The 19,260-nt window shown below is 65.5% G+C and carries 22 protein-coding genes and 1 tRNA gene; 15 read left to right on the top strand and 8 right to left on the bottom strand.

Annotated elements, in window-relative coordinates; translation table 11 throughout:
• Positions 1-270: 270 nt before the first annotated feature.
• Together OJB03_RS13720 and OJB03_RS13715 are read right to left on the bottom strand one after the other, a co-directional pair.
• Positions 271-924 (bottom strand): class I SAM-dependent methyltransferase, encoded by a 654-nt coding sequence (locus OJB03_RS13720; protein ID WP_263788413.1) that lies wholly within the window; start codon positions 922-924, stop codon positions 271-273.
• 187 nt (positions 925-1,111) lie between these two features.
• Positions 1,112-1,657: a DUF4864 domain-containing protein gene (locus OJB03_RS13715; RefSeq protein ID WP_263788411.1), complete on the bottom strand. Its 546-nt coding sequence runs from the start codon at positions 1,655-1,657 to the stop codon at positions 1,112-1,114.
• Positions 1,658-2,130: 473 nt separating this feature from the next.
• Between OJB03_RS13715 and OJB03_RS13710 the strand changes: the two genes are divergently transcribed.
• Both OJB03_RS13710 and OJB03_RS13705 read left to right on the top strand, forming a co-directional pair.
• Positions 2,131-2,382, top strand: coding sequence for a hypothetical protein (locus OJB03_RS13710; RefSeq protein WP_263788409.1), 252 nt, complete (start codon positions 2,131-2,133; stop codon positions 2,380-2,382).
• A gap of 95 nt (positions 2,383-2,477) precedes the next feature.
• Complete coding sequence (locus tag OJB03_RS13705; RefSeq protein WP_263788406.1) at positions 2,478-2,708, top strand: hypothetical protein; 231 nt, start codon at positions 2,478-2,480, stop codon at positions 2,706-2,708.
• Between the two features lie 53 nt (positions 2,709-2,761).
• Here OJB03_RS13705 and OJB03_RS13700 read toward each other — a convergent pair whose 3' ends face one another.
• Both OJB03_RS13700 and OJB03_RS13695 read right to left on the bottom strand, forming a co-directional pair.
• The gene (locus OJB03_RS13700; RefSeq protein WP_263788404.1) at positions 2,762-3,766 is read right to left on the bottom strand and encodes an SDR family oxidoreductase; all 1,005 of its coding nucleotides are present in this window, start codon (positions 3,764-3,766) and stop codon (positions 2,762-2,764) included.
• A gap of 26 nt (positions 3,767-3,792) precedes the next feature.
• Positions 3,793-4,308 (bottom strand): biotin/lipoyl-containing protein, encoded by a 516-nt coding sequence (locus OJB03_RS13695; RefSeq protein ID WP_263788402.1) that lies wholly within the window; start codon positions 4,306-4,308, stop codon positions 3,793-3,795.
• 143 nt (positions 4,309-4,451) lie between these two features.
• Between OJB03_RS13695 and aat the strand changes: the two genes are divergently transcribed.
• The 3 genes from aat (at position 4,452) to pfkA (ending at position 7,179) form a co-directional block, all read left to right on the top strand.
• Complete coding sequence (gene aat, locus OJB03_RS13690; RefSeq protein WP_263788400.1) at positions 4,452-5,132, top strand: leucyl/phenylalanyl-tRNA--protein transferase; 681 nt, start codon at positions 4,452-4,454, stop codon at positions 5,130-5,132.
• Positions 5,125-6,126: a DUF1460 domain-containing protein gene (locus OJB03_RS13685; RefSeq protein ID WP_263788399.1), complete on the top strand. Its 1,002-nt coding sequence runs from the start codon at positions 5,125-5,127 to the stop codon at positions 6,124-6,126. Before aat ends, OJB03_RS13685 begins: the two co-directional genes overlap by 8 nt.
• 78 nt (positions 6,127-6,204) lie before the next feature.
• Positions 6,205-7,179 (top strand): 6-phosphofructokinase, encoded by a 975-nt coding sequence (pfkA, locus tag OJB03_RS13680; protein ID WP_423816386.1) that lies wholly within the window; start codon positions 6,205-6,207, stop codon positions 7,177-7,179.
• Positions 7,180-7,215: 36 nt separating this feature from the next.
• Here pfkA and OJB03_RS13675 read toward each other — a convergent pair whose 3' ends face one another.
• Together OJB03_RS13675 and OJB03_RS13670 are read right to left on the bottom strand one after the other, a co-directional pair.
• On the bottom strand, positions 7,216-7,791 hold the full coding sequence (locus OJB03_RS13675; RefSeq protein ID WP_263788397.1) for a hypothetical protein: 576 nt from the start codon (positions 7,789-7,791) through the stop codon (positions 7,216-7,218).
• Positions 7,792-7,797: 6 nt separating this feature from the next.
• Positions 7,798-8,040, bottom strand: coding sequence for a hypothetical protein (locus tag OJB03_RS13670; protein WP_263788395.1), 243 nt, complete (start codon positions 8,038-8,040; stop codon positions 7,798-7,800).
• 263 nt (positions 8,041-8,303) lie between these two features.
• Between OJB03_RS13670 and ubiE the strand changes: the two genes are divergently transcribed.
• The 5 genes from ubiE (at position 8,304) to OJB03_RS13645 (ending at position 12,694) form a co-directional block, all read left to right on the top strand.
• Positions 8,304-9,059, top strand: a complete 756-nt coding sequence (ubiE, locus tag OJB03_RS13665; protein ID WP_263788393.1) for a bifunctional demethylmenaquinone methyltransferase/2-methoxy-6-polyprenyl-1,4-benzoquinol methylase UbiE — start codon at positions 8,304-8,306, stop codon at positions 9,057-9,059.
• A gap of 4 nt (positions 9,060-9,063) precedes the next feature.
• The gene (gene prmA / locus OJB03_RS13660; protein ID WP_263788392.1) at positions 9,064-9,906 is read left to right on the top strand and encodes a 50S ribosomal protein L11 methyltransferase; all 843 of its coding nucleotides are present in this window, start codon (positions 9,064-9,066) and stop codon (positions 9,904-9,906) included.
• Between the two features lie 5 nt (positions 9,907-9,911).
• Positions 9,912-10,874 (top strand): Ppx/GppA phosphatase family protein, encoded by a 963-nt coding sequence (locus OJB03_RS13655; protein ID WP_263788391.1) that lies wholly within the window; start codon positions 9,912-9,914, stop codon positions 10,872-10,874.
• Between the two features lie 243 nt (positions 10,875-11,117).
• Positions 11,118-12,242, top strand: a complete 1,125-nt coding sequence (locus OJB03_RS13650; RefSeq protein WP_263788390.1) for an Mrp/NBP35 family ATP-binding protein — start codon at positions 11,118-11,120, stop codon at positions 12,240-12,242.
• 146 nt (positions 12,243-12,388) lie between these two features.
• A complete protein-coding gene (locus OJB03_RS13645; protein ID WP_263788389.1) occupies positions 12,389-12,694 on the top strand; it encodes a NifU family protein in 306 nt (101 codons plus the stop codon).
• A gap of 66 nt (positions 12,695-12,760) precedes the next feature.
• On the opposite strand, the gene OJB03_RS13640 is transcribed toward OJB03_RS13645, so the two are convergent.
• Positions 12,761-13,381 (bottom strand): porin family protein, encoded by a 621-nt coding sequence (locus OJB03_RS13640; RefSeq protein ID WP_263788388.1) that lies wholly within the window; start codon positions 13,379-13,381, stop codon positions 12,761-12,763.
• 170 nt (positions 13,382-13,551) lie between these two features.
• On the bottom strand, positions 13,552-14,976 hold the full coding sequence (locus tag OJB03_RS13635) for a tetratricopeptide repeat protein (protein ID WP_263788387.1): 1,425 nt from the start codon (positions 14,974-14,976) through the stop codon (positions 13,552-13,554).
• A gap of 158 nt (positions 14,977-15,134) precedes the next feature.
• Between OJB03_RS13635 and OJB03_RS13630 the strand changes: the two genes are divergently transcribed.
• From OJB03_RS13630 to pth, 5 genes are all read left to right on the top strand, one after another.
• Positions 15,135-16,418, top strand: a complete 1,284-nt coding sequence (locus OJB03_RS13630; RefSeq protein WP_263788385.1) for an eIF2B alpha/beta/delta subunit family protein — start codon at positions 15,135-15,137, stop codon at positions 16,416-16,418.
• A gap of 146 nt (positions 16,419-16,564) precedes the next feature.
• Positions 16,565-16,635 (top strand) — tRNA-Gln (locus OJB03_RS13625).
• A 49-nt stretch (positions 16,636-16,684) separates the two neighbouring features.
• Positions 16,685-17,632: a ribose-phosphate diphosphokinase gene (locus OJB03_RS13620; protein ID WP_272507337.1), complete on the top strand. Its 948-nt coding sequence runs from the start codon at positions 16,685-16,687 to the stop codon at positions 17,630-17,632.
• A 223-nt stretch (positions 17,633-17,855) separates the two neighbouring features.
• A complete protein-coding gene (locus OJB03_RS13615) occupies positions 17,856-18,551 on the top strand; it encodes a 50S ribosomal protein L25 (protein WP_263788383.1) in 696 nt (231 codons plus the stop codon).
• 102 nt (positions 18,552-18,653) lie between these two features.
• Positions 18,654-19,220, top strand: coding sequence for an aminoacyl-tRNA hydrolase (gene pth, locus OJB03_RS13610; protein WP_263788382.1), 567 nt, complete (start codon positions 18,654-18,656; stop codon positions 19,218-19,220).
• Positions 19,221-19,260 lie beyond the last annotated feature (40 nt).

Raw genomic sequence — 19,260 nt, 5'->3', positions numbered from 1 at the left:
CTCCCGAGGACATGCCTCAGGGGTACGGCGGAGACGGGCATCCGTCGGAGGGAGCGACGCTGTAGAACAGGAACAACGCTGCCGGACGGCTGCCGACTGACAGAAAGCCCGCCGACACAGGCTCAGGCCGGTCGAGCCGGAGAAGTTCCCTCTGGACCGGAAGAGTCCAACGGAGACTGAAGACACCCGAGGGGCTGTGGCGCAGGCGGTCAGCACTCCACGTCGCCGCCCCTCGAGTCTTTCCACCGAACGACCTTGTACATCGGCGACTCACCCCTGCGTTCGGGCGTGGGCGGCGTAGAAGGGGTCCGGCGCCCCTCCCATGAACCGGCGGGTGGGCGGCACGAAGGGATTCTCGCTGACCGTCGTTGGTTTCTGAAAGGCCTCGACGGACTCAAAATACCGCTCCACGAGCTGCAGGCGTCCGGGACCGGAGGCGGTCCGCCAGGCCCGGATGGCCTTCTGGGCAAACATCCGGTTTGAGAAGCTAACGATAAGGATCCCCCCCGGCCGCAGGACGCGAGCCACCTCGGCAAAGACCTGTCCGGGGTGCCGCAGATACTGCACCGACACTGCACAGAGGACCGCGTCGAAGGCCCCCGTCTCCAGCGGAAGGCCCGGCGTCTCGTTCAGGTCCTGAACGAAGTATTCGGCCAATCGGTCGTTTGCCGCCAACTCCTCCTCGTTCATCCCGTGTCCCGCCACGCGCCCCAACCCCAGCTCATCGGGCAGGTGGGACACCCAACTGCTCATTAGGTCAAGAACGTCATCGCCCGCCCCGAGGTGCTCACGGTAGAGGTCGGTGAGACGCTCCCGGAACTGTTCGTCGACGTGTTGGACGAGACGAGGCTCCCGGTAAAACGTCCGGTCGGGCCGATCGTCCTGTTGCGTGCGCTCCTTTTCGGTAAGCACAAAATCGGGCATGGGCAAGCGTCTGAGCTCTTTGTGAGTAACGGCGGCAATCAGGGACGGGGAGCCGCGGCGCACGCCATGGTGCACCGGCGGGTCTGAACTCGTCTCTTCGTGTCTCTGCATTCTCGATGTCCAGGAACGAGCGCCTGCTCGGGACCACGGAGGGGTTTGTTGTACCGGTGGGCTGTATCGAGACAGGCTAAATTTCTTGGGCATCGACCTGCTCGACCGGCACTCGCTGGACGCCGTCGGTCATCCAGCAGTCCGCATACGGGGCCTCCTCCTGTTTCGAAAGACGGAACAGGTATCCCACGCGGTCGCCCTGCGCGGTGGTGAGGATTACCCCCATCCGGGCTACAGCCCCCTCCACCTGCGGCGCACTGTAGGTCGCCTCCTCGTGGTCGATCATGGGCCCGTAGGCGGTCGTCTCGAACAGTCGTCGAAATCGGCGGAGCGGACCGGTGGCGCGTTTATTGGCCGGGGAGGCAAAGTTGAAGGCGGCCTCGATCCCGGCATCGTCGTACGGTGTGTCGTTGTTTCCGAGCGCCTCTACCTGCAGGCGAATCACCTCCATGGGGGACAGGGCTGGGGACGGTTCGGGAAGAGAATCAGCAGCGGTGGGCATGGTGGAGGCATTGAGGTCGGAAAGAGCGTTGAGGGGACCCTGCCGGTGCTCTTCTCCGTCCGCCATCGACGGGCAGGCGAATATGAGCAGAGAAAGGCACAGCGGAACGGAGACACGCATGACAGACGCACCTGGACGAGAAGACATCGGCCCGACGCCCCTGAGCCGGCATTGGGATTGAACGGTCAGGCTCCCCCCGATTCTGCGCGGAACCCGCCGCTCAGTCGTTTCTCCGACCCTGGGGTGCAGGAGCCGAGAACGACGCAACAGGGCTGCTTTCGGATTTTGAACGCGTATGTAGCTGCATCAACACGTCTCGAGAAAAGTCCTTTCGTGATCGACGAAGCAGAATCCAGGAATCGGAGAACCGTAACATCTGCGCCGCTTCTGTGAGGCAGCATCGTCGCGCGGGCACCACCGATTGGCGGCCGCCGAAGGGACGGACGTAGCCTGACTTTCAGGTTCTGGGCGCCGAGGCCTCGAACGTACCTCCGCAACAGACGTGACAGAGCGTGTCGAATCTGCAAACTTCGGCTACGAAGACCCTCGTCCGACCCAAGCCCTTTCGTCTTTCGTCAACGCGCTACTCAACGGTGAGATCTCCCGCTGCACACGCAGGACGACTTTTCCGCTTTGCCCTCGTGGCCGGCACTGCGCTGGCCGCGGCCGGTCTCTTGGTTGACGTGGCGCCCACGAACCTCCCAATTCAACTGGGGGGTGTGACGGGTGGAATCGCACTGGCGTACTTCGGCGGGGGACTAACCATGGTCGCTGCCACGGCGTTAGCCGGGCGCCAGGTCTTCGTCGATGCGTCCGGTCCTGACCGCCCGCAGGACGGCATGTGAGTCTGCTCGGGACACCCCGACACGCGTGCCGCCGGCGCCCGGACCGTCCCGCCCTCCGTTTCCCACCCATTTTCTATTGACCCCGCCCGTCTGCCATGTCTTCCTCCGACTCCTCTTCGTCGATTCTATCGTGGGCGGGGTGGACGGTCCGCACCCTTTGTTGGACATTCTCGATTCTCTGCTCGGTGGGGGCGGGGGTCTTCGTCACGACCCACTTCTACGCCGTGCGCGGCGGCCAGCAACAGGTCGCCGTGGCGGTGCTGGGTCTGTTCATCGTACTCGTCCCGTACACGATCGCGAGGGCCGTCTCCGAACTCGGAGGTTGACCACGGCACTGAGAGAGACCTTTGAACGAGCGGATGTCCCGACGTGTATTCGGCTACGGCATCGGGGCGTCACCAGACAGCACATCGGCGATGCGTCGGGCCGTCTCCGCAAAGGGCCGAAACGCGCACCCCAGTTCGGCGCGGGCGCGGCTGTTGTCGTAGCGGTAGGTGCGGGCGGCGGTCCGGGCCGTGGTGCGCGCGAGGACTGGCTGCGTGCGGGTGAGGGTGGCGACGCCCTCGGCCAGCACGCCCCCGACCTGCAGAACCGACGACGGAATCGTGTAGCGCGGCGGCGCGACCCCAAATTCGTCCGCGAGCGTCGTGGCGAGCGTCATCCACGACAGGTTCTCCCCTCCCAGAAAATAGCGACGGCCCGTCTCGCCTTCGTGCATCGCCGCCCGCAGGCCCGCCGCCACGTCACGAACATCCACCACGTTCGTCCCGCCCGGCGGCACGGCGACCAGCCAGCCGCTGCGCACCGCGTCGACGATGCGGCGGGTGTTGGTGCCGGGTCCACCCACCCCGAAGACGAGCGAGGGGTTCACAAAGGTCGCGTCGAGTCCCTCGGCGATGCCGCGATGCACCTCCAGCTCGGCCCGGCGTTTGGACCGGGCGTAGGCGGAACGGTGGGGCAGGCCCTGCCACTCGGTCGTTTCGTCAATCGTCCCGTCCGGCTCCGGCGGGCGGCCGAGGGCCGCGATGCTAGAGGTGTGCACGAGGCGGTCAACCCCGGCCTTCAAGGCAGCGTTGACGACATTGGCCGTGCCGTCGGCATTGACGCGCCGGACGGCCGCCCGGTCGCCCCGTGCAAAACTCACCTTGGCCGCCACGTGGTAGACCCGGTCGACCCCCTGCATCGCCTCGTACAGGCTCCGGGCCTGCCGGAGATCACCCACCGCGTGGTCGACCCGCTCGGCGTACGTGCCCAGGAGGTCGAGGGACGAGGTATCGCGCCGGAAGATGCGCACATCGGTCCCGGCATCGACGAGTTGCCTGGTCAGCATGGAGCCGACAAGGCCGGTGGCGCCAGTGACGAGGACGGAATCGGAAGGAGCCATGGGGTCTGGAAACGCTTCGGTGGGGGTCACGCTGCTTCAATTTCAATCAGCAGCGCGTCTTTGTCCACCGCGTCGCCGCTTGCGGCGTGGATGGCCTGTACGACGCCGCCGGACGGGGCCTTCAGTTCATTTTCCATCTTCATCGCCTCCAGCACCAGGAGGCCCTCGTCGACCGCCACCTCATCGCCCACCTCCACGAGCAGGTCGAGCACGAGGCCCGGCATGGGCGCCCGCACCTGTCCCCCCGCCACGGCGTCCTCCCCGAGCCCAAACTCCTCCACCAGCAGGTCGCGTTCATCCTTCACCTGAACCTCCGTGCGCCGCCCATCAATCGTCACGCGCAGCGTGTCCTCCCCCGTCGGCTCCACCGACACCGGCACGCTCGCACCGTCCACAATCATCGACACGTAGCCGTCCCGCAGCACCTCAAAGGTATAGTCTTTCGCCTCGCCGTCCACGACGAGCTGATCGTCCTGAATCGCGACGTCAAATGCTCGATCGTCGACGAGCGCGCGGTAGACCTGACCGTCCGAGGCGTCCATGAGGGAAGCATCTGTTTGGGGCAAAACGACGTGATCACGCGACACAAACTCACGCCCATGGGCATAGTTTTATCTTGAAGCGAGTCCTCCGACGACATCGCCCCCTCCTGCCCAAATCCTCTACGCCCGCTGTCCCGCCGCCCATGCCCGATGACCTCACGCCCGATCTCTTGCTCCGCGCTTACGCCAACGGCGTCTTCCCGATGGGGGACGACGACACCGGCATCGTGCGGTGGCACGCCCCGGATCCACGGGCCCACCTCCCGCTCGATGCGTTCCACGTTCCCCACAACCTCCGCCGGCGGGTGCGGCGGCGCGAGTTTGAGGTGACCGCCGACCATGCCTTCGCCTCCGTCATCGAGGCCTGCGCGGACCGGGCCCGCACCTGGATTACCCCGCGCATCATTCGGGTGTACACCGACCTCCACGAGCGTGGGTATGCCCATAGCGTAGAGTGCTGGCAGGAAGGCGACCTGGCAGGCGGACTCTACGGGGTCGGACTCCACGGGGCGTTTTTTGGCGAATCGATGTTCTACCGGGTCAGCAATGCCTCAAAGGTGGCACTCGTCCATCTCGTACGTCAACTGTGGGCGGGCGGCTTTGCCCTGCTCGACACACAGTACTCGACCGAGCACCTCGAGCGCTTCGGCGTAACGACCATCCCACGGCCCACATTCGAGCAAAAGCTCATCCGGGCGCTCGACATCGACCCCGACTGGTGGCCCCTCACCGACGCCGAGGCGGCGAGTCTCGACACCCCCGTGTCCGAGCTGTCGGCCGCGTCGCCCGCCCCGCTCGGAAACGAGTCGGCCCCGAATGGGTGAAACCGGACTCGATGTGTCCATTCCGCTCCCTCCCGCCATGTCCGTGCGCCTCCGAAGCCTGCTCGCTGTGCTGCCGGGACTGCTCGTCGGCCTTGCATTGTTGAGCGGCTGCCAGCCTGGTCCCGACGGATCCACCGAGGCGGCCTCGCCTCCCCAATCCAGTGGGCCTCTGGCCCTGTCGGACAGCGTGCTCTCCCCGCCGGGCACGACTGCCGATCGCTTCGAGGCAGCCCTGGAGACAGCCCGTTCGCTCTCGGAGGACACCGGCTCAATCGGACGGGTGATGCAAGAAATCGGACATCACTTCCGCGGGCGTCCCTACCTCACCGGCACGCTCGACGCCCCCGAGACCGAGGCCCTCGTCGTTCGCTTCGATGGATTCGACTGCGTGACGTTCGTCGAGACCGCCCTTGCCCTGGCCCGCAGCACCCAGGCATCCGACACGACGTACGCAGGTTTTGCGCGACGCCTCGCGGAGCAGCGGTACCGCGACGGCGGGCCGGTGGGCTACTGCGGGCGGCTGCACTACTTTACGGAGTGGATCACCAACAATTCGAAGCGGGGGCACGTGCGGCGGCTCGGCACAGAGTTGAAGGGGCGTCCCCTGCGCGATACGGTCGACTTTATGAGCACCCACCGGTCGGCGTACAGCCGATTTGCCGCCAACGACAGTCTCTTCGCCTGCGTGCAAGAGATGGAGACGCGCCTGCAGGCGCGACAGCGGCGCGATCCAGTGCGGTATGTGCCGCAGGATTCGATCCGCGCCGTCTACGATCAGCTCCGGGCCGGGGACATCGTGGCGCTCGTTTCTTCGATCGACGGGCTGGACGTGGCGCACACCGGCCTCGTGTACGCCCACTCGGACGGCGGGCGCGGCCTTCTGCACGCCTCGCTCTCCGACGGCGTAGTGGTTTCGCCCGATCTTCAACGGTACGTTCAGACGATCGAGCGGCAGATTGGTATGGTGGTGGCCCGTCCTCAGCCCGTCCAGTGAGGACCAGCCCGGGGCCATTCTCCACGGCCTCCTCTCTTCCTTCCCCTCACCGACCCCTCCCGACCGACCATGCAGGACATCGAGTGCCTCGGCGTATACACCAGTGGCGGCGACGCTCCGGGCATGAACGCATGCCTCCGGGCGGTCGTCCGTACGGCCGTCGCCAACGACATTGAGGTGATGGGCATCCGTCGGGGATACGAGGGCATGATTGAGGCCGACTTCGTGGAGATGGAGCGGCGCTCGGTCTCCAACATCCTCCAGTCGGGTGGCACGATCCTCAAGAGCGCCCGGTCGGAGGCCTTCCGCACCGAGGAGGGGCGCCGGATGGCCGCCAACAACCTCCGCGAGAATAACATCGACGCGCTTGTGGCCATTGGGGGAGACGGTACGTTTCGGGGGGCGTCGAAGCTCTACGACGAACACGGGCTCGGGGTGGTGGGCTGCCCGGGAACGATCGACAACGACCTGTACGGCACCGACCAGACGATCGGGTACGACACGGCCCTCAACACGGCCATCCACAACATCGACCGCATCCGCGACACGGCCGACGCCCACAACCGGTTGTTTCTCGTGGAGGTGATGGGGCGGGATGCCGGGTTTATTGCCCTCAACTCCGGCATCGGGGGCGGGGCGGAGCTGATTCTGATCCCCGAAACCATTACGGAGATGGACATGGTGAAGGAGCGCATCCTGTCCCTCATGACCGCCCAGCGGCGCTCCACCATCGTTGTCGTGGCCGAAGGGGACGAGTTGGGTGGGGCTCAGGGCATCGAGCGCGCGCTGCGGGACGACGAGGCCTTCTCGGACATCGAGCTCCGCTCCACCATTCTCGGCCACACGCAGCGGGGCGGGGCCCCGACGGCCAGCGACCGGGTCCTGGCGAGCCGCCTCGGCGTGGCCGCCGTCGAGTCTTTAATGGACGGCCACTCGGACGTGATGGTGGGAATGACCAACAACGAGGTCAAGCTCACGCCCCTCCGCAATGTCTACGGCCGGCGCAAGTCGATCGACTACGACCTGTTGAAGCTAACGCAGATTTTGAGCTAACGGCAATGGCATTCTCGCAGTGGCTCCGTACGGGTCTCAGTAGGAGCCAAGCGTAGTCGTCGCGTCGTCCCCGTACTCCACTAGGGTGCTGATCCAGGCATTCCCCTGGGTGCCCTGTGTCCGATACCGGACGACGTCACCCGGCACGCCCTCCGCAAGATACCAGGTAACGGTTCCGCCCCCCATGCCTCCCGTGTACTCAACCTCTCGCGTGGAACACATGCCGGCCGGCGTGTCGAGCTCCGCCGTACCTACCCTGGCCCCCTCAATGCATTCCTCCATCAGGCGCTGGGGCGACTGGTACACGGTCCGTTCCGTTACCGGCACCTCCCCGACGTTCCCTTCCGGGTCCTTCGATCGAAGACGGACGACCTCCTCCCGCTCCGGGTCGATGAGTGCCTCGTAGACCCAGGTCTCCTCATTCTGCTGGGCCCGTACGCGCCACCACTCGTTTCCGTCCTCGCCCGTCGTCAGGAACGCCCGCTCCATCGTCTGAAACCCAGCCTCCTCTCCGTCGGCCGTCTGAAACTCGTACCGCACCCGCTCGCCCTCCTCGTAGGTCGCCTCCGCCAGCCACATGCCGTTCGCGGCGAACGCGTAGCTGAAGAGCACCTGCGCCTACGACACCATGAATGGGTTCCACTGCGCGGTGCCCGCGGTCGGCAGGTTGGCCGCGGACGCCACCCGCGCCCCAATGGCCTTCCCCACCTCTTCTCCAGCAGCCTCGGAGGCCGCCCCCACGGTGCTCTCCGCGGCCTCCTGCGCAAGGAAGCAGCCCGGGAGCACCGTCGCCAGGACAGCGGCGAGACCAAAGCCACAAAGCGACGATGTACGAACCGAGGTGCTACCAAGACACGCCATGACACGAACGGAGACGTCGGTGAATAGAATGAACTGGAGATGAATCTACCTCCACCGGTGAGCAGGCAAAATGTGAAGAGCAAGTATACGCATCCCACGATGCCTTTCCAGGCGGCAGGCGTCGTTCCGGGCATGCCTCGGACCCTTTTCGTGACCCGCGCTGTTCATTGCACAGAGCACTTCTCCCCACTAGAGAAGGCACTCCGAAGGAGAGCATTGCCCAGCCGGGCGCATTCCCGTTGCTTTTTATATCCCCACTCCTGATGCCCGAACACTCCCATCCCCCCATCGGCGAGGCCGAAGGCAAGGCGGAGGCCGTGGAGACCATGTTCGACGCCGTGGCCCCCCGCTACGACCTCCTGAACCGAGTCCTCAGTGCCGGCGTTGACCGGTACTGGCGCTCTCGGGCCGTCCAGACGCTGAGGGACGAACAGCCACAGCGCGTGCTGGACGTGGCGACCGGCACGGCCGACCTGGCCCTCAAAGTTCAGCGCACCCTTCATCCCCGCGAGACGATCGGCATCGACCTCTCCGCAGAAATGCTGGACCGGGGCCGGGAAAAGATCAAGCAGGCGAACCTTGCCTCCCGGATTGTGCTCCAGAAGGAGGACGCCGCCGACCTCCCGTTCGACGACGGCTCGTTCGACGCGGCCTTCGTGGCATTCGGCGTGCGCAACTTCGAGGACCTCGACGCCGGCCTCGGCGACATTCGGCGGGTGCTGGGGCCCGGCGGCGCCCTCGTCGTGCTGGAGTTTAGCACCCCCCGCGCGACGCCCATCAAGCAGCTCTACCGGTGGTACAGCCGCCACGTCCTGCCCCGCATCGGCGGCCTGTTGAGCCCCGACCAGGGCGCGTACGAGTACCTGCCCAGTTCGGTCGCGGCGTTTCCGGACGGCGTGGACTTTCTCCGGCGGATGGGAGGGGCCGGCTTCGTGGACCTGTCGTGGACGCCCCTCACATTTGGCATTGCCTCCCTGTATACGGGGCGGGTGCAGCGGAGCGCAACCGATTCCGCATGACGGCATGGACACGATCGAGCTCACCCTCACCATTCCGCCCGCGGAGCACGCCCCGTTTCTGGCGGAGCTGGAAGCGCACGCCACCGGCTTCGTCCAGAGCGACACCGAATTGCGCGCCTACGTGCCGGCCGATCGCTGGGCCGCCGTCGATCAGAAGCAGCTAGAGGCCCGCCTGGCCGCCGACGGCCATCCCGGGGCGCTATCGATTCGGCCACTGGAGGCGAAGAACTGGAACGCCGTCTGGGAAGACACCCTCTCGCCCGTCCGGGCCGGGCCGTTCCTTATCTGCCCTGCTTCGGTCGACCCACCGGCCGTCCAGAACGACGCCATGGTGCTCCGCATCGATCCCGAAATGAGCTTCGGCACGGGGCACCACGCCACCACGCGGCTGGCCCTGCGGCTCTTGGCCGACACCCTCGCCCGCGGCGATCGCGTGCTCGACGTGGGCACCGGGACCGGCGTGCTCGCCATCGCGGCCTGTCGCGCCGGTGCCGACACGGCGCTGGGGGTGGACCCCAATTCCAACGCGGTGCGCAATGCCCGTGAGAATGTCCGCCGGAACGTAGGGACCGACTGTGTGACTGTGCAGGAAGGATCCGTGGAGGCCGCACCGGCCTCCCGCTACGACCTCGTGGCTGCAAACATCACGCGACGCGTCCTGCTAGAGTTAATGCCGGCCCTCGCCGCCCACCTTGCCCCCGACGCCTCCCTCCTCCTCTCCGGCATTCTCCAGTCGCACCGCGACGGCTTCCTCGACGCGGTCGCGTCCCACGGCCTTCACCCCGACGCAGAGATTACGGAAGATGGGTGGTGGGCCGGTCGATTCTCTCGTTCTCCATCCGCCTGACGCCCATGCGCCTCGCTACGATCGACATCGGTACGAACACGGCCCAACTCCTCGTCGCCGAGCGGGACGAGACGGAGCTGCGCCGCCTCCACACGGCCGAGCGGTTCGTGCGGCTGGGGGAAGGGGTGGATGCCCGGGGCCGCATTGGACTGGAGGCGCGGGAGCGTCTCGTCGATGCACTGCGCGACCATCTCCGAGTGGCCCGGGCGTACGATGTGGATCGGCTCTCGGCCGCCGGCACGAGTGCCCTCCGCGACGCGACGAACCGGGATGCCGTTCTCGCGTCGGTGCGGGACGACCTGGGGCTGACCGTCGATCTTCTCTCCGGGGCCGAAGAGGCAACGTGGAGCTTTGCGGCGGCCTGCGCAGCGTTCGACGACCATTCGGGACCGTGCCTGGTCGTCGATGTGGGCGGCGGGTCCACTGAACTCGTCGCCGGCACGCACCCGACACAGCTCCACTCATCGCCCGCCGACGCCATCCGGGATCACGCCAGCCTCGATGTCGGGTGCGTGCGCCTGACCGAGCGCTGCTTCGCATCGCAGCCCCCGTCCCGCGACGCCGTCGAGACGGCCGAGCAGATCGTCGACGAGGCCCTCGCGGCTCACCCCCTCGCGCTGGGGGATGCCCCTGCGCTCATCGGCACGGCCGGCACCGCCACCGCCCTGGCCCTCGTCCACGCGGGCCCCCATAGCACCTGGGACGCGCTGCACGGCGACGGGTTCGTGCTCGTTCGGGAGGACGTGCGCCGCTGGCGCGAGCGCCTCCTCAGGCGGTCTGTCGACGAGATCCTCAGGCTGCACCCGAAAGCCATGGAGAATCGGGCTGATGTTTTTCCGATGGGCGTGATTCTCCTTGATCGCGTCCTGGCTCACTACGAGCTAGAGGATCTTCGCGTGAGTCCCTACGAACTGCGTCACGGCCTGGCCCTCCGCCTCCTGGCCTCGGCTCCGACCTCCCCGTCCTAGTCGGCGTCGTCACTTCTCCAACGGGATCCTCGTCTCCAACGGACCCCTTGCTTTCCATTCAGGATCCGCGACCACGAGGCGTGTTCCTCCTCAACTCTTCCTTCTCAGCGCCGCTAGCAGGGACAATCCGGTGTTGCAAGATGAGGTAATTCGGCAGGAATCTCCGGCGCTGAGAGGAACATCCACCCGTTCCTGTGGTGGGGTGTATCGCCTTGATATGCTGTCCCATTGCTTCCCCATCCTATGCCCGCCGCCCGCGAAGACATCTTGGATGTCCTCCGACAGATCAAGCACCCGAAGGAGGACAAGGACATCATCCGGCTCGATATGGTGAAGGATCTCACAATCGAGGACGGGCATGTCTCGTTTACCGTCGTCGTGAAGGATCCGGACGGGCCCTTCGCCAATCAGGTCGAAGAGGCCTGCCAGCGCCTGCTGCACGAGGAGGTGAGCCGTGAGTTGTCGGTAGACGTAGAGGTGGACAGTGAGATGATCCCGCTGGGGGACGACCTAATGGTGGGCGATCAGGGAGGAGAGAAGCAGCAGACGAGCGGCGAAGACGGCGTGCAAAACACAATTGCCGTGGCCAGCGGGAAGGGCGGTGTGGGCAAGAGCACCGTCGCCGTCAACCTGGCGATGTCCCTCTCCGAACAGGGATACGAGGTGGCGCTCGTGGACACCGACATCTACGGTCCCTCGATTCCCAAAATGATGGGCATGGAGGGCGAAAAGCCGCGCGTGAACGACGAGCGCAAGATGGTCCCGCTCGAGAAGCACGGCATCAAAACCCTGTCGATGGGCTTCATGGTCGACCCCGACCAGGCGGTCGTCTGGCGCGGGCCGATGGTCACGAAGGCCGTGCGCCAGTTCCTCGGTGACGTGGACTGGGGGGACATTGAGTACATGATCCTCGACCTTCCTCCCGGAACCGGTGACGTCCAGCTCACCATCGTCCAGACCATTCCCCTCACCGGGGCCGTCGTCGTCTCGACGCCGCAAGACCTCGCCCTCGCCGACGCGCGGAAGGGTAAGGCCATGTTCGACAACGTGAACGTGCCCGTCGTGGGCATGGTCGAGAATATGGCGTACTTCTCGCCCCCCGACCAGCCGGACCGCAAGTACTATCTCTTCGGCCGGGCGGGGGCCCAGGAGCTGGCCCAGGAACTCGACGTGCCGTTCCTCGGAGAGGTGCCCATTCAGCAAGAGATCCGCGAGAGCAGCGACCAAGGCACCCCCATCGTGCGGTCCGCCCCAGACAGTGCCTCTACCCAGGCGTTCGCCGAGATCGCCGATCAGCTTACCGAGCAGGTTGCCCTCCGCAACGCCGAGGACGATCCGACCCAGAAGATTGAGATTCTCTACGAGTAAGGGCCGCCTGGCCACCGACCCGGAACAGTGGCAAAAGAGGTCTCACTCCACAAATTTTCCGAACGCACCCGCGTCCCATCCGTTAGGTGTTGAAGAATCACGACGTCCGGGTTCACGCTGCCCCCATGCAATCGCCTTGACGCCTTATGTCCGATGACGTGCCTTCGTCTCCCGATACCGAAGACGGGTCGCCCCCTCACATCGACCCGGAGCTGCGCGACAACATTGAGGACGCCCTCGACACGATCCGTCCCTACCTCATGGCGGACGGAGGGTCGGTCCGGCTGTTGAACGTGACCTCCGACTACGTCGTGGAGCTTGAGCTGCTGGGGGCCTGCGGATCGTGCCCCATGAGCACCATGACGCTACGTGCAGGCATCGAGCAGGCTCTCAAGCGGTCGGTGCCAAAGGTAAAGCGAGTTGAAGCCGTGAACGCCACGGCGGCCGCGTAGGCCACATGGATATTTGCTTTCTTCACGCAGATCTTCTTCAGCGTCGTCTCTGTTGTTCCTAGCGGATCAGAACTGCACGTCTACTCCCAACCGAACGGTGACGTAACGAATTCCTGTCTGGAGATCCGAGTCTTCTGTATTCACAACGACGTACCGCGGCTCAAAGAAAACCCCGTAGGTCTCGTCGATTCGAAAGTTGGACCCGATCGCCACGTGAAATCCTCTCTCGGTGGTCGCTAGTTCCGACTGAAGCTTTTCGTCTTGAGAGCCCCGTGTCTCGGCGAGCATGGTCTGGTATACCCCTATTCCCCCTGCCACGTACGGATGGGCATCGCTCTGATTTCGGAGGGTATAGCGCAGACCGACCGTTCCGTTCAAGACGTTTAGGGCTCCGCCTTCTATCTCTTCTTCTACCGAAACGTTTGTATTCGGTAAGAGCGCGTAGGTATCGCCATTTTGAGTAAACCGGTCGTAACTTCCCTGCAAGACGACCTCTAATCCACTGTACACTTCCAACCCTGCTTCAAGTCCCAGGTCCACCCCGGAATTCAGAACCGTATTCAGGCCCTCGGGCGACTGAAAGAACGCCGCCCCTACGTTTCCGCGAACGGAGACCGCCGGCTGGGCCGACACGCGGGTGCTGAGAACGAGGCCGAGAACAATGAGAAGCGCAGCGGTCCGTCGCATGGAGCCGGAAGATCGATTGCGTGGGGGAGAAGCCCTTCGGAGGATCAAATGGACATACTTTGGGCGGCCCGGGCAGGCGAAGCGCTTGTCCACCCCCACCCTGCTGTCTCTGAATGTCGTCCGCTTCGCACGACCTTCTAACACGGCCCGCCTCGGCTAGATCCCCGCATTTACTCGTTCGACGACGCGGGGCCCTGCTGCATGTGGAGGGTGGGGCGAAGGGCATCGAGACGAGACGTGGCGCATCGGCGCAGCTCAGGAAGTGTCCCCTCGTGGGCCTGGAGAAATCGGCGGTAGTAACGGGCGGCAGGGGCCTTGTCCCTGTAGTGCTCGTCGTAGACCGTCGCGAGGCGGAAGTAGAGCTCCGTCCGCCCGGGTCGTAGTCGGAGGGCCGTTTTGTAGGCCTCGATCGCGGCGGACACGTTTCCACGCCGACTGTACAGGGCCCCTTGGTGCTCCAGGGCTTTCGTAATCGGGCCCTTCGCTTCCTGGTCGATGGTATTTTGAAGGTACATGCCCGCCCGGTGCAGGCTGTCGAGCCGCAGGTACGTAACGCCCAGATAAAGGGGCGTACGGACGTGACTGGAGTCGCGCCGCAGGGACCGCCGGAGGAACGGGAGGGCCTGGGCATACCGCCGGCGGCGCACGTCGACGAGGCCAATCCGCCGGTACACCGTCGCCGACGAGTCGCCCGTGGCCAGCGTCCGGACGTACGCACGACGCGCCTCCTTGAGATCGTCACGCTCAAATGCGAGGTCGGCTCGGCGGCGCCACAGTCGGGGATCCCCCGACTGGTAAGTCAAGGTGGTGTCCACGACGCGCCGGGCTGCTTCGGGATGCCCATCTGCGCGGTGCAGCCGGCTGAGGGACAGCGCCACCTCTGCGGACTGTGGCACTCGCCGGTGGGCCTCCCTGAAGTGGCGCCGCGCCTGCTCTGCTTGGTTGAGCTCAAGGGTACACTGCCCGAGGCGCGCCCACCACTGCCCGTTTGAGGAGTCGGCACGCACCAATTGTGCGTACTGAGCCCGCGCCTCCGCCCACTCTCGAGAGCGCCGGTATGTCTCCGCGAGAGCCTGCCGAACCGCCCGGTCGTCGGGATGCGCATCGAGCACACGCTCGAACGCCGACGCGGCCTCTGGCCACCGGTACAGCGCAGTGTAGCTGTCCCCGAGGGCCCGGTCAATCACCGCTGTGGACCGCCCTTCCTCCTCGGCGACCCGTCGGGCCGTGCGTAGGGCGTCAATGGCAGCCGCGTGCCGTCCTCGTGCCTGTTCGGCCCGTCCGAGCAGGACGTGGAGCTCTTGCGATTCGGACGTGCGGAGCGAGTCGTTGTGTCGTCGGCTGCGGATGCGACGGGCCACCGCGTCGTAGGCTCCATCCATGTAGGCGGCGCGCAGGGCATGCATCGGTCCGGCGCTACCGAGGGGACGGCGCGTCGTGTCCCGCTCAACCGACGTCGGGCGGGTCGAGTCGGGCGTCGAGACGACGCGCTCCGGCGACGTCCCTCCAGTGTGGCGGGGAAACGACGTAACACACCCGGCGCCGACCAAAGCACAGGCCAGCAGGAGCCAAAGACGACCGTGGAAGCTTGACATGACGACAGAGGCATCTATCTATTACTACTCCTATAGTAGCAATCGGACGCAAAATTTCCAACCGTCTGCCTACACGGACGGATCGCTCAACGACGGGGCGCGTGCCAGGCAGTGATCTCGCCGTGTTGTTTTCTTGCACGTGTTTTGGCTTTCGTCCCATGCCCGACGCCGACCCGACACCCGTCGTCACCGTTTTTCTCCGGCACCGAGGCGAGGTGCTGCTTCTTCACCGCAGCGAAAATGTTGACTCGTATCCCGGCCAGTGGGGCGCCGTCACCGGGCATATTGAAGATGATGATCCGCCGGCGTCCGCGCTGCGAGAGGTCGAGGAGGAAACGGGCCTGCGTGACGCCGACGTTCATCCCCAACGGCAGGGATCGGCGTTCACGGTCGAGGATGACGACCACGGGACGCGCTGGCGGGTCCACCCGTTCCTGTTCGACGTCGACGCCCGATCGATCCAGACGAACTGGGAGACCGAGGAGGTCGAGTGGGTCTCTCCCACCGCACTGTTGCGGCGCGATACGGTGCCGGACCTTTGGACCTCGTACCGCCGCGTGGCACCGTCCATCCTCGGCATCACGAACGACACGACGCACGGGTCGGCCTATCTCTCAATTCGAGCCCTGGAGGTGCTGCGCGACCGGGCCGGCATGCTCGCCCAGTCCGAGGCCGGCACGATTGAGGATGCTCGGGGGCGCCTGATCGGCATCGCCCATCGCCTGCTGGATGCCCGGCCGTCAATGGCGGCGCTGGTAAACCGGCTTCATCGCGCCATGCACGCGAGCCTCCCGGAGCTCCCTCCTGATGCGGTCGAAACCAACGCCCACGAGGCCATCCAGAACGCCCTGGCGGCCGACGCGGCGGCGGCCGAGACCGCGGCCGCACAGGTAGGCGGAGCCCATGTGCTCACCCTGTCCCGCTCCGGCACCGTTCTGTCGGCCCTCCAGAGCGCCGATCCGTCGCCCACCGTCAGCGTGGCCGTCTCGGCACCTGGAGAGGAGGGCGTGGGCGTCGCCGAACGCCTCACCAGAGCCGGCCTCGACGTGACGCTCCTCCCCGACGCCGCCGTCGCTCGTCGCCTGCAGAAGGGCGCCATCGACGCCGTACTCGTGGGGGCGGATACGGTACAGCCTTCGGGCGCGGTGGTGAACAAGGCAGGGACGTACGGGGCTGCCCTCGCGGCCCATCACGCCGAGGTGCCTGTGTACGCCGCGTGCGCGATCGATAAAATCTCGGTGGACGACGATACGTCCGACGAGTCCGCCGCGGATCGAACCGTGTACGACGGGTCTCTGGACGTAGCGGTGCGGGCGCCTCGGTTCGACACCACCCCTCCCGCCCTCCTTACGGGCGGCCTGCTCACCGATCGGGGCACGCTAGCGCCCGACCAGGTCGCTCCCATAGCGGAGGAGCTCACTGAGCTTCGCGCCTGGACCTAACGGCGCGTTCTTGGGGACCGCCTCCACCGTGAGCCTCACTTCTCAGCCCCTCTTCATGAACTGCACCCCCGTTGGCTCGTTGATTCATTCCCTGTTGTTTTCTACCCTACGGGAGGAGTGAAGAGAAAAAGCCACGTGCCCCGCATTGCCCGGTGGTCTAATGGCAGGACAGCGGCCTTTGGAGCCGTTAGTGGTGGTTCGAATCCACCCCGGGCAACCGTATCTTTGTCTTCTTGACCGCTGCCGCCCCGGTGCCCCGTCCCCTCATGCGTGCGTCGAGCAATGAACACCGCGTTGCCATCTTTGGGGGCCGTTCCAACCCGGCCCTCGCCAACAAGATTGCCGAAGCGTACGGCACCACCCTCGGGGATCTCAGCATCCGCGACTTTGCGGACGGCGAAATCTACGTGCGGTTTGAGGAGTCCATCCGGGGGGCGGATTTGTTCATTATCCAGAGCACCCATCCGAAGGCGGACAACTGGATGGAGCTGCTCCTTCTGATTGACGCCGCCAAGCGGGCCTCGGCCGAACGCGTGACGGCCGTGATTCCCTACTTTGGCTATGCCCGACAGGAGCGCAAGGACCAGCCGCGCGTCTCCATCGCGGCCAAGCTCATGGCCAACATGCTCACCTCTGCCGGCGTGGACCGCATCCTGACCATGGAGCTTCACGCCGCTCAGATCCAGGGCTTCTTCGACGTGCCGGTGGACCACTTGTACGGCTCTACCGTCCTGACCGACCACGTCCGTCAGTTTGACCTCGACGACTTCGTCGTGCTGGCCCCGGACGTGGGCGGCCTCAAGATGGCCCGTGCCTACGCACAGCGTCTGGGCGTGGACCTGGCCCTCATCGACAAGCGCCGCCCCCGTCAGAACGAAGCGCGGGTAATGAACGTCATCGGGGATGTGGAGGGCAAAGACGTACTCATCATCGACGACATCGTCGACACCGCCGGCACCCTGACCCGCGCCGCGAAGGCGCTCAAAGACCATGGTGCCCTAAAAATCATGGCGGCCTGTACGCACGGCCTTCTCTCCGGCCCGGCCTACGACCGAATTGAGAGCTCCCCCCTCGAGCGGCTCATCATCACCGACACGGTGCCCCTCAAGCGCCCGTCCGACTGCATCGAGGTGGTGAGCGTCTCGAACCTGTTCGCCAAGGCCATCCGCCACATCTACACCGACCGCTCGGTCTCCACGCTCTTTGCCGAGTAGCGGTGACCTCGGTCCTGCGAGGAGGAGGACGCCGGGGGCTCGTTCACGGGATGCCCCTGGACGCACCGAGGCGCCCCCCTGCCCCAGCGTCTATTTTGCTTGAATCGGCCCGGCCTTCCCGGAACCAAACGAGGGGGTGGATCTAGTATGTATTCTGCATAGAGAGGTGACCGGTCATCTGTCCCGGTTGCTGTCACCCTTTTCACCGGACCGTCTTTCCGTCATGGACGCCCCCGTCATCGAAGCCCAGCCGCGCGAGACCGGCTCGAAGGCCGCCCGCGAAATCCGCAACGACAACCGCGTCCCGTGCATCCTGTACGGGCGTACCGTCGAGTCGACGCCGCTGCAGATTCCGATTGCCGCTCTCAACAAGCTGATCTACCGGCGCTCGGCCCCGGTGGCCCAGGTAGAGATGAACGGGGACACGTGGAACTGCATCTTGAAGGACTACGACCTGCACCCGCTCACCGACCGTCCCCTGCACGCCGACTTTCAGGCGCTCGAAGAGGGCGACGAGGTCACGCTGACGGTGCCGCTGAACTACACCGGAATTCCGGTCGGCCAGCAGAACGGCGGCGACACCCAGCAGATTGCCCGTGAGCTTACGATCTCGGTGCTGCCCGAGAACATTCCCTCTCAGATCGAGGTCGACATCAGCGAGCTTGCCATCGGCAACTCGCTACACGTCTACGACCTTGAGACCGACTACGAGATCAAAACGTCGAGGGACCAGACGCTCGTCACAGTGGTAGCGCCGCAGATCGAGACCGCACCCACGACCGAGGCCGAAGAAGAGGAGGAAGAGCTCACCGAGGAGGAAATTGCCGAGGAGGGCGAGGCCGTCGACACGGAAGAAGGCGAGGCCGCCGAAGGCGAAGACGAAGCGGGCGAGGGCGGCGCCGAAGAAGAGTATCAGTAAGAGCGATCGGCTGCGCGCCGACGTCCCTCCATTTGACTCCCCAGAAGGGCGGCCGACTCCGGTCGCCCTTTTCTATTTGTCTCCCCACCTCCCTCAGACCGCATGTCTACCCCCTCCCTTCTCGCCATCGGCCTCGGCAATCCAGGCGCCGAGTACGAAGACACACGCCACAACGTAGGCCATCGGGTCATCGACGGGCTATCCGGCCGCCTCGACATCTCGCTCCAGCACCAGTCCGACGCGCTCGTCGGCTGGGGCCGGTACGTCGATCAGAAGATCGGGCTGGCCGTGCCTCTCACCTACATGAACCGGAGCGGCGACGCCGTCGCGGGCCTGCAGGACCACTACGACCTTTCCCTCGACCGGCTCCTCGTCATCGTCGACGACCTGCACCTTCCGATCGGCACCATCCGGCTCCGCCCTGCGGGCAGCAGCGGGGGACACAACGGCCTTGCCCATGTGGCCCAGCGGCTCGGCACCACCGAATTCCCCCGCCTTCGGATTGGCATCGGCGACGACTTTCCGGAGGGGCGCCAGTCCGACTATGTCCTCTCCTCCTTTACCGACGAGCAGCGGCCGGCGGCCCGGTCGGCCCGCGAGGACGCTGAAGACGCCATCCTCACGGCGGCCCGGGATGACCTGGACACGGCGATGAATCGCTTCAACTGACGCCCCCTTCGACGCGGGTCCCAAATAGAATCCCCCGACC

The organism is Salinibacter grassmerensis (assembly GCF_947077765.1).
Classification (GTDB): domain Bacteria; phylum Bacteroidota; class Rhodothermia; order Rhodothermales; family Salinibacteraceae; genus Salinibacter; species Salinibacter grassmerensis.
The sequence above is the reverse complement of the archived record's forward strand: the minus strand, read 5'-3'. Positions and strand labels throughout refer to the sequence as shown.